The following is a 15,231-nucleotide window of genomic DNA, read 5'->3' as shown; positions in this document are numbered from 1 at the left end:
ATGTTATAACCCTCGTATGAACGCCAGCCTCAAGATCACCAAGATCGGCAATTCCGCCGGTGTCGTCCTGCCCAAGGAATTGCTCGCCAAGCTGCGCGCCGGGGTGGGCGACACGCTATACGTGTCCGAAACGCCCGATGGCATCCGGATCACGGCCGCCGATCCTTCATTCGAAGTTAAAATGGCGTTGGCCGAGCAAATCATGCGTGAGGACAGGGATATCCTGAGGGTTCTGGCCAAGTAAGATGGTCCAAATTGCTGAACCGGTCTGGATTGAGACCGAGCTTGCCTTGGCGATCCACGATCGCCAACTGGCCGAGCATAGTGGCCCGATTGGTTTGCGAGATACTGCGATTCTGGAATCGGCACTGGGCCACCCGCGCAACCAATGGGCCTATGGCGAAACTGATCTGTGTGCTCTGGCGGCGGCCTATGCCTATGGCGTGGCGCGCAACCATCCTTTTACAGATGGCAACAAGCGCACGGCGTGGGTGCTGGCGCGTTTGTTTCTGGCCCTTAACGATGTGCAGATCGGTTTTGTGCCTGAGGAAGCCGTCCATATGGTTCTGGCCCTGGCCAGTGGCACGCTGGCCGAAGCTGAAGTGGCGGATTGGTTCAGAGCAAGGCTATCCTGACCCGCCTGAAAATCCGACATTCTCGGACTCGGAACGGCTCGTTGAAAGCTGCCGTTCGGTTGGCGCCCGAATTTATCCGGGCGAGCGGGTGTAATTCGAAATGACAAGCAAGGCCCGGCGCCCGCCAAGGTTGACTTGGCAAAAGCCGCAACCTAAGGGGGCGGCGCCCTCGGCGGGTAGCCGTTGCACGCGTCAACCGTTCCTGCGCAAAAGGAGCCTGACATGAACGACGAGCCGCCTGCCCGAGACCCTGTTGGCGAGGATGCGCGGATGGACGCGCTCGACGAAAGGCTGAAAGCCCTTCGTGAGCGGGAAGAGAAGCGCAACCGACCGGCGGCGGGCATGGAAACGGACGAGAGCTATCGCGTCGGTAATCGTGTGCTGTCGGAATTGCTGGGGGGAATCGCGGGCGGCTTGTTCCTGGGCTGGGTGATCGATCACTTTGCCGGAACGTCGCCCTGGGGTCTGTTGGTGATGCTGTTCCTTGGGATTGGTGTCGCCTTCAGGAACATAATCCGGATTTCGAACCGGCGCCCGGACTGACCCATCAGGGGTGGAAAGGGCGCTGTCGTTCATTGGCAGCAGGGATATTCGCGTGGCAGCCGAAGGCAAGGTCGACCCGATGCACCAGTTCCAGCTAGAGACGCTGGCTGGAGCGAACTGGAACATCGCGGGCTACCATATTCCTTTTACCAATTCGGCGCTCTGGATGGCGATCGCCGCGGTTGCGCTTATTATCTTCGTGGCCGGCGGCATGAAGCGCCAACTGGTGCCCGGCCGCTGGCAGATGGCGGTGGAAACTTTCACCGGCTTCATCGATGGAATGCTGGCCGCCAACGTCGGGCCGGGGGGCAAGAAATACGTTCCGTACATCTTTTCCCTGTTTATGTTCATTCTCTTCGCCAACTTCCTGGGGCTGATGCCGCTGGGCGTGTTCGGCCTGCACCCGTTCACCTTCACCAGCCATTTCTCGGCCACCGGCGTGCTAGCGATCCTCTCCTTCTCGATCGTGCTGATCGTCGGCTTCGCCAAGCACAAGCTGCACTTCTTCTCGCTGTTCGTGCCGCACGGCACCCCGGTCATCATGATCCCGCTGATCTTCTGCGTGGAACTGATCTCATTCCTGGTGCGCCCGTTCAGCCTTGGCCTGCGGCTTTTCGTGGCGATGATGGCCGGCCACGTCCTACTGGAGGTGCTGTCCAGCTTCGTCATCAGCGGCGGCAATGGCGGGGCGGTGCTCTTCGCGGTTGCGGGCTTGCCAAGCTTCATCCTGATGGTCGGCATCTGCGCGCTGGAACTGCTGGTCGCCGGCATTCAGGCATATGTTTTCGCTCTTCTCACCTGCGTCTACCTTAACGACGCTGAGAACCTTCACTGATTTTATCGCCAATCGGGTTTACCAAAGGAGTTTTTGAAATGGACGCAGAAGCTGCAAAGCTGCTCGGTGCTGGTTTCGCCGCTATCGGCGCTGGCCTCGCCTCGATCGGTGTGGGCAACGTCTTCGCGAAGTTCCTCGAAGGCGCGCTGCGCAATCCGGGCGCCGCTGACGCTCAGCAGGGTCGCCTCTTCATCGGCTTCGCCGGTGCGGAGCTTCTGGGCTTGCTGTCGTTCGTTATCGCAGCGCTGCTGATCTTCAAGTGATAGCCCGTCATTGCCGGATCGAGCGGCCGCCAGCGCCTTTGGGCAGGGTGGTCGGCGATCCGGCAATGACGTTTTTCACAGCCACCTTAAGACAGGGCTGATTCATGCCTCAGATCGCACAGCTAGGCGAATTTTACGCCAGCCAGATCTTCTGGTTGCTGGTTTTCTTCGGACTCACCTTCTTCGTCGTCGGGCGGGGCATGGTGCCGAAGGTGATGGATACCGTCGCTAAGCGCGACAAGCAGATTGCCGATGACCTCCTCGCCGCAGAGCGTGCGCGCAAGCAGGCGGAACAGGAGGAGGCGGACTGGCTCGCTCGCGAGAATGCGAATCGCGCCGAAGCCCACGGGCTGATCGCCGCCGCACGCGACAAGGCCGCATCCGCTGCTGCCGAGCGCTTGAGCGCGGTTCAGGTGGTGATCGATGGCAAGCTGGCGGACGCTGAGAAGCGCATCGCCGAAGCTCGCCGCTCGGCTTCGGCCGAGATTGAGGACGTCGCCGCCGACGCCGCGCGCGAGATCGTGAGCCGCATCGCGGGCATTTCGCTTGACGATGGCGCGGTGCGCTCCGCCGTGAAGGAGAACCTCGTCCATGGCTGAAAATACCGTCACGGCGCAGAACGCCCCCCACGCCGTTGTAGAGCATGAAGCTGAGCCGATGCTGCTCGGATTCGCGCCGCCGGTCGCGATTGTCAGCACATCGATGATCGTATTGCTGGCGATCCTGGTCTGGAAGGGCGCGCCCCGGCTGCTGGCCGGCGGACTGGATGCCAAGATCGCGGAGATCAAGGCCCAGTTGGAGGAGGCCAAGACCCTGCGTGCTGAGGCCGAAGCGTTGCGCAAGGAATATGCTGACAAGATCGCCGGCGCCGAAAAGGACGCCGCCGCCATGCTCGATCACGCTCGCCACGAAGCTGAGGCGATTGTAGCCAAGGCGGAGAAGGACACCGCCGAGGTCATAGCCCGGCGTGAGAAGATGGCGCATGACAAGATCGCCGCTGCTGAACTCGCCGCCGTCACGGACTTGCGCAACCAGGCAGCCGCCGCGGCGGCTGCAGCCGCCAAGGGTTTGATCGCAGCCAATCATTCGGCCGCTGCAGACAAGGCGCTGGTCGATAAGGCGATCGCCGGGATCTGATCTCGCGCCGCTTCGGCTCGATCTGGAACAAGAAAGCCTCCGCGTTTGGGCGGGGGCTTTTTTGCGTGAACAGCTTTCACTGTGACCAGTCTGGCCTTAGGCTCCAGCTTTCCAGCCGAATTGAGCTGGGAAGGAGAGGACGCACATGTTCGTCAAGTTCACCGGAACCGATCGCACTGCCACCGCAATCAACGCTGGCCAGGTCACTTTCATTTCGCAAGTGAGCGAAGGCACGCGCATCCGTTTCGGAGAAGGCCGCAGCGTTACCGTGGTCGAGCCCCTGGAAGAAGTGATGGATCGCCTTAACCGGACCATGGCGTTTCCCAAAACGTAATGGGCGCCTGAGCGAAAGGCGTTATCCTCGCGGACGATTTTCAGCAATTTAATCGTCGATCCGCTTTAATTTCGCCACCGTCATGATAATTCCGGCGGAGAGGCTTCGTTGAGGTTCCATGTGTTTGGAATCAAGGGGGGAATATGAAAGCTATCGCCAAATTCACTATGCTGCTTTCGTTAACGTGCGCGGCAGCTCCCGTGCTGGCAGGTCCGCTTGACAAGACATCGGCCGTCCAATTGACTCAACTGGGACTTGGCGATGATGCGATCATCGCCAAGATCGCAGCAGACAAGGTCGATTTCGATCTTTCCACGGACGACATGATCGCGCTTCGGAGGCAAGGGGTGTCCTCGGCTGTGATCGCTGCGCTGATCGGCAATCGTTACGTAGCCAAGATTGCGCCATCCCTCGATTCGCCCGATCCCATGGTGCCGCATCCTGCCGGATTCTACGCCTTGCAGGAGGAGGGGCGGATTCAACGCATGCAACGGATGGAGCCGACGGTTAGCAATCAGGCAAAGACCGGCGGGCTGTTCGGTTATGCTCTGACAGGCGGCTTGGCGAGCATGAGCATCAAGGCCGCGATCCAGAACGACACGTCGCGCGTGCCGATGGGTACTCAGCCGAAGTTCTATTTTTTTTCGGCCGAGTCCAATGGCGACAGCAGTTCCGCATGGGCGAGCGGCGCTAACACGGTCGTCAATTCGCCGGCCGAATTGACGCTGGTGCGTCTGACGAAAAAGAATGGGCGGCGGGAAGCGCGCGTCGGCAGCGTAAACATTGGCGGCGCAAAGACCGGCGTGATGGACAAGGAGCGGATTGCCTTTACGCATTCGGCGGTTCGGCCAGGGGTATTTGTCGTTCAGCCTCAGGCGCCGTTGCCGGCGGGTGAATATGGCTTCATCTATTCCCTTGCCGGCGCAGGTGCCGGCGGAGCGATGACGGCCCGCATTTTCGATTTCACGGTTCGCTAAAGCATTTTCAAATCAGCTTGAACCGCTGACGGCCGGGAAATGCACAAAAAGGAAATTTCGCGCATGATCTGATTCAATTCGATCGGATCGTGCGCCATCCATGGCGACGTTCCTTAGCGTGGGCTGCGTTGAAGCGGACGCGGGGTGCCTTCTTTCATTCTTTGTTGCCGCATCGTTTTTTGCGAAAGACCGGTTCCCGCCTTTTCGCGCGATCAGAAAGAGTCCTTCGCGCTCCTCAGTGCCGCAAACGTCGCTACGGCATCGCCGCCGCCCCAACGGGCCCGCATTTTGGGATCATCCGCCCGCAGGAACGGGTTTGTCTTGAGTTCGCGTTCGAGCTTGGTGGGCACGGTGGGCAGATCGCGCGCGCGGCGGCGGGTTATTTCCTCGACATAGGCTGCAAGGTCGGCGTTGTCGGGATCAGCGTGCAGTGCGAACTTCGCGTTGGATGCGGTATATTCGTGCGCGCAGTAAAGCATGGTTTCGGGAGGAAGCGCTTTCAGGCGTTTGAGGCTGGTCCAAAACTGCGAAGCCGTGCCTTCGAACATGCGCCCGCAACCCAGCGCGAAAAGCGAATCGCCGACGAAGGCGACGCAGGCACCCGGCAAGTGATAGGCGACATGGCCAAGCGTATGGCCTCCCACATCAATCACCGCAGCCTTGCGATTGCCGATCGCCACAACATCGCCGTGTTTGATGCTACGATCGACGCCGGCGATCTTATCGGCTTCGGCCGCTGGCGCGATGATACGGCAGCCGGTGGCTGCCTTGATCGTAGTGTTGCCGCCGGCATGGTCGGGATGCCAGTGCGTGTTCCAGATCTGCGTGATCTGCCATCCCTTGCGGCCCGCCTGGCGCAGATATTCCTCAGCATCGGGTGTGTCGATGCAGGCGGTTTCCTGACTCTCCGGATCGTGAAGGAGGTAACCGTAATTGTCGGACAGGCACGGGAACTGGTGAATTTCAAGCATCGGATTTCTCCTCGTTCATTAATGTAGCGTTTGTCCGTCAAAGCAAAAGCCCGCCCGGATCGCTCCGGACGGGCTTTTCGTTTCGCGCCCCGGCGAAGCCGGGCCTGCGATCAACGGTTCTTCAGCGCTTCACCAAGGATGTCGCCGAGCGACGCGCCCGAATCGGACGAGCCGTACTGCTCAACAGCTTCCTTCTCTTCGGCAAGCTGGCGCGCCTTGATCGAGAAGTTGGGCTTCTTCGAGCGATCGAAGCCGGTGACCATGGCATCGACCTTCTGGCCAACCTGGAAGCGGTCGGGACGCTGTTCGTCACGGTCGCGGCCAAGGTCGGAGCGCTTGATGAAGCCGGTGGCGCCATCGTCGCCGGCCTGCACTTCGAGCCCGCCGTCGCGCACTTCAAGCACGGTCACGGTGATGACCTCGTTACGACGCAGCGAGCTGCCCGAAGTCGCGCCGCCAGCAGCGGGGGCGCCACGCTCAAGCTGTTTCATGCCAAGGCTGATGCGTTCCTTCTCGACATCGACGTCAAGCACCACCGCCTGGACCATTTCGCCCTTGCGATGCAGCGCCAGCGCATCTTCGCCAGAAATGCCCCAGGCGATATCCGACATGTGGACCATGCCGTCCACATCGCCGTCGAGGCCGATGAACAGGCCGAACTCGGTTGCGTTCTTGACTTCGCCTTCGACCTGCGAGCCGACCGGGTGTTTCTCGGCGAAAGCTTCCCACGGATTCTGCTGGGCCTGCTTGAGGCCAAGCGAGATGCGGCGCTTGTCGCTGTCGACTTCGAGGACCATGACTTCGACTTCCTGCGAGGTCGAGACGATCTTGCCGGGGTGGACGTTCTTCTTGGTCCAGGACATCTCGGACACGTGGACAAGGCCCTCGATGCCCGCCTCCAGTTCCACGAAGGCGCCGTATTCGGTGATGTTGGTGACCGTGCCGGAGAGCTTGGCGCCGACCGGATACTTGACCGCCGCGCCTTCCCAGGGATCGCTCTCAAGCTGCTTCATGCCCAGCGAGATGCGCTGCGTGTCCTGGTTGATGCGGATGATCTGGACCCGCACGGTGTCGCCGATGTTAATGACCTCGTTGGGGTGGTTCACCCGCTTGTAGCTCATGTCGGTGACATGGAGCAGGCCGTCGATGCCGCCGAGGTCAACGAACGCGCCGTAATCGGTGATGTTCTTGACGACGCCGTCGAGGATCTGGCCCTCGGAGAGCTTGTCGATCAGTTCGCTGCGCTGTTCGGCGCGCGTTTCTTCGAGCACGGCGCGGCGTGAAACCACGATGTTGCCGCGGCGGCGATCCATCTTGAGGATCTGGAAGGGCTGCGGCACGTCCATCAGCGGCTGCACGTCGCGGACCGGGCGGATATCGACCTGCGAGCCCGGCAGGAAGGCCACGGCGCCGTCGAGATCGACGGTGAAGCCGCCCTTGACGCGGCCGAAGATCACGCCTTCGACGCGTTTGCCTTCGCCAAATTCGCTTTCCAGCTTGTCCCACGCGGCTTCGCGGCGGGCGCGGTCGCGCGAAAGCATGGCTTCGCCATCGGCGTTCTCGACACGGTCGACATAGACTTCGACTTCGTCGCCGACTTTCAGGCCATGTTCGCCTTCGCCGCGCGCGAACTCGCGCAGCGGCACGCGGCCTTCGCTCTTGAGGCCCACGTCGATGACGGCCTTGTCATTTTCGATGGCGGTAATGGTGCCCTTGACGACGCGGCCCTCAAAGCCATCATCGGCGACGCCGCCGAGCTGTTCGTCAAGCAATTTCGCGAAATCATCGCGAGTGGGGTTGGCGAAAGATGCCATGTAAGATTCTCTCTATTAACGATTTTCCGGCCAGGCGGTTGGTTCCGCCGGTCTTCCTCCGCCATCCGCACCATTGCATCGGCGGGCCAAAAGGGCCGAACTGCCGTGGCGACCGAATGCCGATCACGGCGACCGCCAAGCATCAATAGCCTGACGGACCGGCCGCCCTTATGCCCCTGGGCATGAAAATGCAAAGAAAAACGGGCGCAAATAGAGAGCCGACCGGAAAGTAAGATGCTTGCGCAAGGGCGTAAAACCTTTCATTTTCAGTTGCCGGAACAATTTGAGGACATTTCATTTCATGGCGGACCCGGTTACCGCGCCCATTCCCGATGCTATCGATGCAACATTGCCTCCCAGCAAGGCGCTGGTGCCCAAGGCTTCCCTGCTCATTCGTTTCGGCAAATGGATTCAGCCCAAGACCAATCGCTGGATTTCGCGCAGTTCGCGCGTTCCTGACGTTCCGGTCTATGATGCCGCCGACTTCGCCTGGACTCGCACCCTTGAGGATAATTGGGAGATCATTCGCGATGAGGCGGCCGCCGTGCTGCAGGACCTTGAAGAAGTGCCGCCGCTCGCGACGATTTCGCCGGATCACCGGCGGATCGCACCGGCCGGGCGCTGGCGCTCATTCTTTCTGGTGGGTTACCGATATCGCGATGAAGCGAATTGCCGCGCCTGCCCTCGCACCGCTGAACTGATTTCGAAAGTGCCGGGGCTGAACTCCGCATTCTTTTCGATTCTGGTGCCGGGCACGCATCTGCCGGCGCATACCGGCGTGTCCAAGGCTTTCCTCACCTGCCACCTCGGCATCCAGGTTCCGCGAGAGTCCGCCAAATGCCGGATGCGCGTCGTTGACGAATGGCTGGAATGGCGGGAAGGCAAATGCCTTGTCTTCGATGACGTCTATAATCATGAGGTTGTCAACGACAGCGACGAGACGCGGATCGTCCTGCTGGTGCAATTCAAGCGGCCGGTCGGCCCTGTCGGGTGGATAATCGGCAACTTGTTCCTGGAAGGGGTAAGACGTTCGCGCTTCGTGCAGGACGCGCGAGCGGGCGTCGAACGCTGGCGCAATCGCAAGCGGGATTAGCGCCTCTTGCCCGCAACCGCGATGGCGGCGGCAATCGCCTCATCGCGGTCCAGTTCGGATGTATCGAGGACTATCGCGTCCTCGGCCACGGCCAGTGGGGCTTCCTTGCGGCTAAGGTCGCGGTCGTCGCGGGCCGCCAGATCGGTAGCGACATCCTTTAAGGACACCGCGCGGCCATGTGCCTGCATTTCTAGGAAACGGCGCAGCGCCCGTGCTTCGACCGAAGCGGTGACGAAAAGCTTTATGTCCGCCTCCGGCGCGATCACCGTGCCGATATCGCGCCCGTCGAGCACTGCACCGCCAGGCTGCAGCGCGAAGCTGCGCTGCCTTTCATAAAGGGCGCGGCGAACGGTCGGATGCACTGAGACTTGGCTAGCCAGGCCCCCCGCTTCTTCCGAGCGCAGTTCCGGATCGGCGAGCAGGCTTTCAGGAAAGCTGCAGGCGGCCAACGCCGCGACCGGATCGTTGGGATCGCCTCCGTCAAGCTGGCATTGGCGACCGACCGCTCGATAAAGGAGCCCGGTATCGAGATGCGGCAATCGGAAATGCGCCGCCAGCGCTTTGGCGATCGTGCCTTTGCCTGAGGCGGTTGGTCCATCGACGGCGATAATCATTGTGCCGCCTTTGGCGCGGCTCGCGGGATCAGGCAAGCGCGGCCGTGAGCTATCCCCGTCAATGCCCGCCTCGCCGTGCGCGCATTGCCTTAGTGAGGCCCCATATGGCGATGGCCGCCCAGAAGCCTTCCAGGACAAGCGAGGGCGGGTTGAGGTTCACCAAGAGCGAAACCGTGAGCAGGCAGGCGCCGAGCAGGTTCACGCCGTGCTGAATGAATGGGTTCGCTCGCGCTCGGCCGGTAACATAGGCGTAAGCGAAAATAATGCAGGCCATGCCCGCGAATCCCACGACATTGGCTGCCTGGTGGGACAGGATCATGCGGCGAGGCCGTGAAGCATCGCCTCGAACACCGGGAAGCTGGTGGCGATGGGCCGCGTGTCATCAATCTCGATACCTTCGCGGCTGACGAGACCCGCCACCGCCATCGACATCGCAATGCGGTGATCGAGGTGAGTGGCGATGGTCACCGCGGATCCGCCCAGCGCTTCGCCTCCCGTGCCCGTGATGACAAGGCCATCCTCGCGCTCTTCGATCCGCGCGCCGACGGTCCCGAGAGCAGCCGCCATAACCGCAAGGCGATCCGATTCCTTCACACGCAATTCGTCAAGACCGCTGGTGACCGTGATTCCTTCGGCCAGGGCAGCGGCGACGAAGAGGGCGGGGAACTCGTCGATCATGCTGGGGGCGATCGCCGGATCGACTTCGATGCCCCTGAGTGGGGAGTGTTTCACCAGCAAGTCCGCGACCGGCTCGCCGCCCACTTCGCGCGGGTTCAACTCCTCGATCGACCCGCCCATCCGGCGCAGCACCTCTATAAGTCCGGCGCGCGTGGGATTGAGTCCGACGTTCTCGATCGTCACCTCGCTGCCCGGCACTATCAGCGCGGCGACTATGAAAAAGGCGGCCGAAGAAGGATCACCCGGCACGTCGATGATCTGCGGCTTGAGTTCCGCCTCGCCGCGAATGGTGATGATGCGCGTGCCGTCCGTTTCCGTCTCGACATTCAACTCGGCGCCAAAGCCGCGCAACATGCGCTCGGAATGATCGCGGGTAGGCACCGGCTCTATCACGGTGGTGATGCCCGGCGTGTTGAGCCCTGCCAGCAGGACCGCGCTTTTTACTTGGGCCGAGGCCACGGGCAGGCGGTATGAGATCGGCACCGCTGGCAGAGCGCCGCGCACTATCAGGGGCAGGCGGCCGCCTTCGCTGGCTTCGAAGCTTGCGCCCATCTGTGAGAGCGGATCGATGACCCGGCCCATCGGCCGCTTGGAAAGCGAGGCGTCGCCCGCGAACGAGGCGGTGATCGGATGGCTGGAGACAAGGCCCATGAGCAAGCGCGTCGAGGTGCCCGAATTGCCCATGTCGAGCGGGCCGCGCGGCTGGAGGAGGGCGCCCACGCCCACGCCATGCACGGACCATGTGCCTTCCCCCTGTCGCACCACGCTGGCGCCCATGGCCCGCATGGCGGCTGCCGTAGCCAGCACATCCTCCCCTTCCAAAAGCCCGGTTACACGCGTTTCGCCCAAGGCCAGCGCGCCGAGCATGATGCATCGGTGGCTGATCGACTTGTCGCCGGGAACGCGAATCCGTCCCTTCAACGCTCCGGCAGGACGAAAGCGGCGAGGGCGCATGGCGGCGGAATCGGCGTGGTTCACGGAAAAAACGGCCTCTGCTGTCGGAACGCTGGAAAACGCGCGGCTTTTGACAGCGCGGGCTGCCTATGGCAAGGCGCGCGCCCTGATGCGGCCTGCAGGCTTGATTTTGCGTGCGCGCCTTACCATCAAGACACGGATTTTCACGCCCGGTCCCTTCGGGCGGGCAAGATGAGGACATTTCATGGCCAAGCCTGAGTGGGGCGCCAAGCACGGCTGCCCGAAATGCGGCACCCGCTTTTACGATCTGGGCAATGACGACCCGGTCAAATGCATCGAATGCGGCTACGAATGGCACCCTGAACCGGTGCTGAAATCGAAGCAGCCGATTCCCTTCGAGGAAATCCAGAAGAAGGAAGTCGTCGAGGAGGAAGATGTCGATCTGGCCGAAGAGGTTCTGGATCTCGACGAGGATGGCGATTCGCCGGACAATGACGTCGACCTGGGCGGTGACGACGATCTCGGCATCGGCAGCGGCGACGACGACGAACGCGACGAATAAAGTTTGACTTGAGGCGTCCTGTGAAAAACCCGGCGCCTCCCAAATTCCCTCTTGCCAACCGAGGAGGCCCCCACTAGAGGGCGGCCTCCCAAGCGAAAGCAAGGGGCGGAGCGGACCTCCCAGGGCCGATCCGAACGAAAATGGCACGGGGCCGTAGCTCAGCTGGGAGAGCGCTACAATGGCATTGTAGAGGTCAGGGGTTCGATCCCCCTCGGCTCCACCATTTCCGGGCATGGTGATATTTGCTACAGGCCGGGCTGCAATCCGCGGCCTTCTGTGCTTCCGGTGCTCACGACCGTAAAGGTTGCGTCGCCCCGGTTCCCGAAGACCGCTGCTTTAGCGCCGGCCTGAAGCAAATCTCACCATACTCACAGGCTGGTTTCCCGGTCTCGTGGGGGTGATACATTATACGCTGGCCGACGAGGTTTCGTCCGCCGGCGTTTTTGGCGTTTCGGCGCCGTAGTTGGAGTTGATGCGATGTTCGACAGTCTGTCCGATCGTCTCGGCGGCGTGTTTGACAAGCTGCGTGGGCGTGGCGCGCTCAAGGAACAGGACGTCCGTGACGCCATGCGCGAGGTGCGCATCGCGCTGCTGGAGGCCGATGTCGCGCTTCCTGTCGTCCGCCGGTTTGTCGATCAGGTGACCGAGAAAGCGGTCGGCCAGTCTGTTCTGCGGTCTGTCACGCCCGGCCAACAGGTCGTCAAGATCGTCAATGATGCACTGATCGAGATGCTGGGTGGCGATCACACGCCGGGCCTCGATCTCGATGCTGTCCCGCCGGTGGTCATCATGATGGTCGGCCTCCAGGGTTCAGGCAAGACCACCAGCACCGCTAAGATCGGCAAGCTTCTCAAGGAGAAGCAGGGCAAGAAGGTGATGATGGCCTCGCTGGACGTGAACCGTCCGGCGGCGCAGGAACAGCTCAAGGTGCTGGGCGAGCAGGTGGGTGTGGCGACGCTGCCGATCATCGCCGGCCAGCAACCGACCGAGATCGCCACGCGGGCGCTGCAGGCGGCGAAGCTGCAGGCGGTGGACGTACTGCTGCTTGATACGGCCGGGCGCCTTCACGTCGACAGGCAACTCATGGACGAGATGAAGGCCGTCGCCGAAATCTCCAATCCGCGTGAAACGCTGCTGGTGGTTGATTCGCTGACCGGCCAGGACGCCGTGAACGTGGCGCAAAGCTTTGCCGGCGAGGTTGAGCTGACCGGCGTGGTGCTCACCCGCATGGATGGCGATGCCCGTGGCGGTGCGGCGCTTTCGATGCGCGCGGTTACTGGCAAGCCGATCAAGTTCGCCGGCACCGGCGAGAAGATGGAAGCGATCGAGGTCTTCCATCCCAGCCGCGTCGCCAACCGCATCCTGGGCATGGGCGACATTGTCTCGATCGTCGAAAAGGCGGCTGAGTCCGTCAAGGTCGAGGAAGCCGAGGCGCTGGCCAAGCGTATGGAACAGGGCAAGTTCGATATGAACGACCTGCGCATGCAGCTTCGCCAGATGCAGAGCATGGGCGGCCTGGGCATGCTGGCCGGGATGATGCCAGGCATGAAGAAGGCCAAGGCGGCGATGCAGGCATCTGGGATGGACGACAAGGTGCTGGTGCGCATGGATGCGATCATCGGTTCGATGACGCCCAAGGAGCGCGGCAATCCCGCCCTGCTTAACGCCAAGCGCAAGATCCGCGTCGCCAATGGTTCGGGCACGCAGGTTCAGGATGTCAACAAGCTGCTGAAAATGCACATGGAGATGTCCAAAGCGATGAAGCAGATCAAGAAGATGGGTGGCCTTAAGGGGCTGGCGGCGCTGTTCGGAAAGGGCGGGCTGGATGCCGCGATGCCTGGCCTGGGCGGGCAGGGCCTTGGACCCGGCGCCGGAGGATTGCCGGGTCTCGGCGGTGGCGGGCCCGATCTTAGTAAATTTCTCAAGAAGTAATTCCAAAAATTTGATAGAAAGGTAGAAAAATGTCCGTTTCAATCCGTCTTTCGCGCGGTGGCGCCAAGAAGCGCCCGTATTACAAGATCGTCGTCTCCAACTCGCGCGCGCCGCGTGATGGCAAGTATCTGGAACAGGTCGGCACGTATAACCCGCTGCTTACCAAGGACGACGAAAACCGTGTGCGTCTGGTCGAGGACCGCGTACGCTACTGGCTCGGCGTCGGCGCTCAGCCGACCGACCGCGTTGCCCGTCTGCTTGACAAGGCCGGCGTCAAGGAACGCGCCGCGACTAATAACCCGAACAAGGGCGAACCCGGCCAGAAAGCCAAGGATCGCGCAGAGGAAAAGGCTGAAAAGCTGCGCGAGGCTGAGGAAGCCGCAAAGGCCGCCGCCGAAGCTCCGGTTGAGGAGGTTGTCGCCGAGGAAGCTCCCGCTGAAGAAGCTCCCGCGGCCGAAGCCACTGAGGAAAAGGCCGAGGGCTGAGCCTTGGCCGGGGACAAACCTGTCACGCTGGCCGCCGTCACCGGCGCTCATGGCGTGACGGGCGAAGTTCGCCTCAAGCTGTTCGGAGAAGGCGTGGAAGCGCTGAAGCGCTACCGCGCCTTCAATGATGATGGCTGCGGAGGGGGGCTGACTCTGAAAAAACTGCGTGACGACGGGAAAGGCGGCGCCATCGCGCGCTTCGAGGAAGTGCCCGACCGCACCGCGGCCGAGAAACTACGCGGCACGGCGCTGACCGTTCCCCGCTCGGCCATGCCGGAGCTGGAGGAGGACGAGTATTACCACGCAGACCTGATCGGGTTGCGCGCTGTCTCCACGAGCGGAGAGGACCTGGGCGAGTGCGTGGCGGTCGAGAACTTCGGCGCCGGCGATGTGCTGGAAATCGAACGCCCCGACGGCAAGCGCTTCATGGTGCCGATGAAGGGGGCGGCGGTGCTCGAATGGGACCACGAGCGATTGCTGATTGAAGCGGTCTACGCGGAGTAGTATATACATCGTGTATATACGGAGGCCGTGATGGGCACGGAAGAAAAAATCGATACCGTACGGGATCGGCGTAAGGCCGCCCTGATGCGCGTGTTCGGTTCGGCACCTTGGATGAAAACCAAGGACGTAAAGCACTTCCGTGCCAAGGTATTCAAATCTGGCAATTCGCTTGCGCTTCGTTTACCGGCAGGATTGGGGTTGGAGGCTGGAACCGAGATGGATCTTCGCGTCGAAAACGGCGAGTTCTTCAGTTTCGAGCCTGTTGATCGGCCCCAGCGCAAGTTCAACATCGCCAAGGTAGCGGGATCGGCGACAAACCTTGAGTTCATCAAGCCCGAGGATCGTGTGTTCAAGGAACGTCCGCTGTTATGGGACAGTCTGCTGAACGAGCATGATAAGAGCGGGGACGCGTGAAGTACCTGCTCGATAGCAACGTTATCATCGCCCTTGTCATGAACGCCGATGCCGGCGTGGTTCGGCGTGCAGGCGATTGCGAGGAGGGCGATATCGTCACTTCGGCGGTGGCGTACGCGGAAGTCGTCCACGGCGCTGCGCGTGGTAAACCTCCGGCGATCGAGCAACTGCGCGCTTTCGTAGAGGAAGTGCCTGTGCTTGCCTTCGATTACAAGGCGGCGCAGACATATGCCGAGATTCCTTTCAGGCGCGCCAGTTATGACCGACTGATCGCAGCGCATGCCCTGTCGCATCAACTGATATTGGTGACAGCGAATGTTTCGGATTTCGCCGACCTGCCGGGGTTGAAGGTCGAGAATTGGGCGGCCTGATTTGAACTGGCTGATCTTCTCGGCGATCACCGTGCTTGTGTTGGACAAAAAGAGCAGCCGGACATGACTTTCACTGCCGCTGTCCTCACCCTCTACCCTGAGATGTTCCCCGGCCCGCTCGGCCTGTCGCTGGCGGGCAGGGCGCTGGCCGAGG

The 15,231-nt window shown here is 61.6% G+C and carries 21 protein-coding genes, 1 tRNA gene and 1 pseudogene; 18 read left to right on the top strand and 5 right to left on the bottom strand.

Features of this window, described 5'->3' with window-relative positions:
- Positions 1 to 16 precede the first annotated feature (16 nt).
- The 9 genes from V7D69_RS02470 (at position 17) to V7D69_RS02430 (ending at position 4,724) form a co-directional block, all read left to right on the top strand.
- Positions 17 to 244, top strand: a complete 228-nt coding sequence (locus V7D69_RS02470; protein WP_324061885.1) for an AbrB/MazE/SpoVT family DNA-binding domain-containing protein — start codon at positions 17 to 19, stop codon at positions 242 to 244.
- A 1-nt stretch (position 245) separates the two neighbouring features.
- Positions 246 to 635 carry a type II toxin-antitoxin system death-on-curing family toxin gene (locus V7D69_RS02465; RefSeq protein ID WP_333604988.1) on the top strand — a complete coding sequence of 130 codons (390 nt, stop codon included), beginning with the start codon at positions 246 to 248 and terminating at the stop codon, positions 633 to 635.
- A 222-nt stretch (positions 636 to 857) separates the two neighbouring features.
- Positions 858 to 1,178, top strand: coding sequence for an AtpZ/AtpI family protein (locus V7D69_RS02460; protein WP_324061881.1), 321 nt, complete (start codon positions 858 to 860; stop codon positions 1,176 to 1,178).
- A 52-nt stretch (positions 1,179 to 1,230) separates the two neighbouring features.
- Positions 1,231 to 2,013 (top strand): F0F1 ATP synthase subunit A, encoded by a 783-nt coding sequence (locus V7D69_RS02455; RefSeq protein ID WP_324061879.1) that lies wholly within the window; start codon positions 1,231 to 1,233, stop codon positions 2,011 to 2,013.
- Between the two features lie 38 nt (positions 2,014 to 2,051).
- Positions 2,052 to 2,276 (top strand): F0F1 ATP synthase subunit C, encoded by a 225-nt coding sequence (locus tag V7D69_RS02450; protein WP_324061877.1) that lies wholly within the window; start codon positions 2,052 to 2,054, stop codon positions 2,274 to 2,276.
- A gap of 104 nt (positions 2,277 to 2,380) precedes the next feature.
- A complete protein-coding gene (locus V7D69_RS02445) occupies positions 2,381 to 2,875 on the top strand; it encodes a F0F1 ATP synthase subunit B family protein (RefSeq protein ID WP_324062373.1) in 495 nt (164 codons plus the stop codon).
- Positions 2,868 to 3,413 (top strand): F0F1 ATP synthase subunit B family protein, encoded by a 546-nt coding sequence (locus tag V7D69_RS02440; protein WP_324062371.1) that lies wholly within the window; start codon positions 2,868 to 2,870, stop codon positions 3,411 to 3,413. The genes V7D69_RS02445 and V7D69_RS02440 overlap by 8 nt, the downstream gene beginning before the upstream one ends.
- 145 nt (positions 3,414 to 3,558) lie before the next feature.
- Positions 3,559 to 3,747 carry a hypothetical protein gene (locus tag V7D69_RS02435; protein ID WP_324062369.1) on the top strand — a complete coding sequence of 63 codons (189 nt, stop codon included), beginning with the start codon at positions 3,559 to 3,561 and terminating at the stop codon, positions 3,745 to 3,747.
- Positions 3,748 to 3,890: 143 nt separating this feature from the next.
- Positions 3,891 to 4,724 (top strand): hypothetical protein, encoded by an 834-nt coding sequence (locus V7D69_RS02430; RefSeq protein WP_324062367.1) that lies wholly within the window; start codon positions 3,891 to 3,893, stop codon positions 4,722 to 4,724.
- Between the two features lie 212 nt (positions 4,725 to 4,936).
- Here V7D69_RS02430 and gloB read toward each other — a convergent pair whose 3' ends face one another.
- Positions 4,937 to 5,695, bottom strand: coding sequence for a hydroxyacylglutathione hydrolase (gene gloB / locus V7D69_RS02425; RefSeq protein ID WP_324062365.1), 759 nt, complete (start codon positions 5,693 to 5,695; stop codon positions 4,937 to 4,939).
- Between the two features lie 110 nt (positions 5,696 to 5,805).
- Positions 5,806 to 7,509 (bottom strand): 30S ribosomal protein S1, encoded by a 1,704-nt coding sequence (rpsA, locus tag V7D69_RS02420; protein ID WP_324062363.1) that lies wholly within the window; start codon positions 7,507 to 7,509, stop codon positions 5,806 to 5,808.
- A 301-nt stretch (positions 7,510 to 7,810) separates the two neighbouring features.
- Here rpsA and V7D69_RS02415 point away from each other — a divergent pair, with 301 nt between their 5' ends.
- Positions 7,811 to 8,602 carry an aspartyl/asparaginyl beta-hydroxylase domain-containing protein gene (locus V7D69_RS02415; protein WP_333604987.1) on the top strand — a complete coding sequence of 264 codons (792 nt, stop codon included), beginning with the start codon at positions 7,811 to 7,813 and terminating at the stop codon, positions 8,600 to 8,602.
- On the opposite strand, the gene V7D69_RS02410 is transcribed toward V7D69_RS02415, so the two are convergent.
- Genes V7D69_RS02410 through aroA form a run of 3 tightly spaced genes read right to left on the bottom strand, consistent with a single transcriptional unit; the run spans position 8,599 to position 10,848 of the window.
- Complete coding sequence (locus tag V7D69_RS02410) at positions 8,599 to 9,216, bottom strand: (d)CMP kinase (protein WP_324062359.1); 618 nt, start codon at positions 9,214 to 9,216, stop codon at positions 8,599 to 8,601. The two genes, V7D69_RS02415 and V7D69_RS02410, sit on opposite strands and share 4 nt — an antisense overlap.
- A 58-nt stretch (positions 9,217 to 9,274) precedes the next feature.
- Complete coding sequence (locus tag V7D69_RS02405; RefSeq protein WP_324062357.1) at positions 9,275 to 9,535, bottom strand: CBU_0592 family membrane protein; 261 nt, start codon at positions 9,533 to 9,535, stop codon at positions 9,275 to 9,277.
- Positions 9,532 to 10,848, bottom strand: coding sequence for a 3-phosphoshikimate 1-carboxyvinyltransferase (gene aroA, locus V7D69_RS02400; RefSeq protein ID WP_324062375.1), 1,317 nt, complete (start codon positions 10,846 to 10,848; stop codon positions 9,532 to 9,534). Before aroA ends, V7D69_RS02405 begins: the two co-directional genes overlap by 4 nt.
- 205 nt (positions 10,849 to 11,053) lie before the next feature.
- On the opposite strand from aroA, the gene V7D69_RS02395 reads away from it, so the two are divergent.
- The 8 genes and pseudogenes from V7D69_RS02395 to V7D69_RS02360 all read left to right on the top strand — a co-directional run.
- The gene (locus V7D69_RS02395; protein WP_324062355.1) at positions 11,054 to 11,371 is read left to right on the top strand and encodes a TIGR02300 family protein; all 318 of its coding nucleotides are present in this window, start codon (positions 11,054 to 11,056) and stop codon (positions 11,369 to 11,371) included.
- Between the two features lie 147 nt (positions 11,372 to 11,518).
- Positions 11,519 to 11,594 (top strand) — tRNA-Ala (locus V7D69_RS02390).
- 254 nt (positions 11,595 to 11,848) lie between these two features.
- Positions 11,849 to 13,303 carry a signal recognition particle protein gene (gene ffh / locus V7D69_RS02385; protein WP_333604986.1) on the top strand — a complete coding sequence of 485 codons (1,455 nt, stop codon included), beginning with the start codon at positions 11,849 to 11,851 and terminating at the stop codon, positions 13,301 to 13,303.
- 29 nt (positions 13,304 to 13,332) lie between these two features.
- Positions 13,333 to 13,788: a 30S ribosomal protein S16 gene (gene rpsP / locus V7D69_RS02380; RefSeq protein ID WP_333604985.1), complete on the top strand. Its 456-nt coding sequence runs from the start codon at positions 13,333 to 13,335 to the stop codon at positions 13,786 to 13,788.
- Between the two features lie 3 nt (positions 13,789 to 13,791).
- On the top strand, positions 13,792 to 14,292 hold the full coding sequence (gene rimM, locus V7D69_RS02375; protein WP_333604984.1) for a ribosome maturation factor RimM: 501 nt from the start codon (positions 13,792 to 13,794) through the stop codon (positions 14,290 to 14,292).
- Positions 14,293 to 14,322: 30 nt separating this feature from the next.
- The gene (locus tag V7D69_RS02370) at positions 14,323 to 14,706 is read left to right on the top strand and encodes an AbrB/MazE/SpoVT family DNA-binding domain-containing protein (RefSeq protein ID WP_333604983.1); all 384 of its coding nucleotides are present in this window, start codon (positions 14,323 to 14,325) and stop codon (positions 14,704 to 14,706) included.
- Positions 14,703 to 15,077, top strand: coding sequence for a type II toxin-antitoxin system VapC family toxin (locus V7D69_RS02365; protein WP_333604982.1), 375 nt, complete (start codon positions 14,703 to 14,705; stop codon positions 15,075 to 15,077). Before V7D69_RS02370 ends, V7D69_RS02365 begins: the two co-directional genes overlap by 4 nt.
- 63 nt (positions 15,078 to 15,140) lie before the next feature.
- Positions 15,141 to 15,231, top strand: a pseudogene (locus V7D69_RS02360) (tRNA (guanosine(37)-N1)-methyltransferase TrmD); the annotation flags it as partial.

Source organism: Novosphingobium sp. (assembly GCF_036733805.1).
GTDB lineage: Bacteria > Pseudomonadota > Alphaproteobacteria > Sphingomonadales > Sphingomonadaceae > Novosphingobium.
Note: the sequence above shows the minus strand (reverse complement) of the source record. Positions and strands in the feature narration are given on the sequence as shown.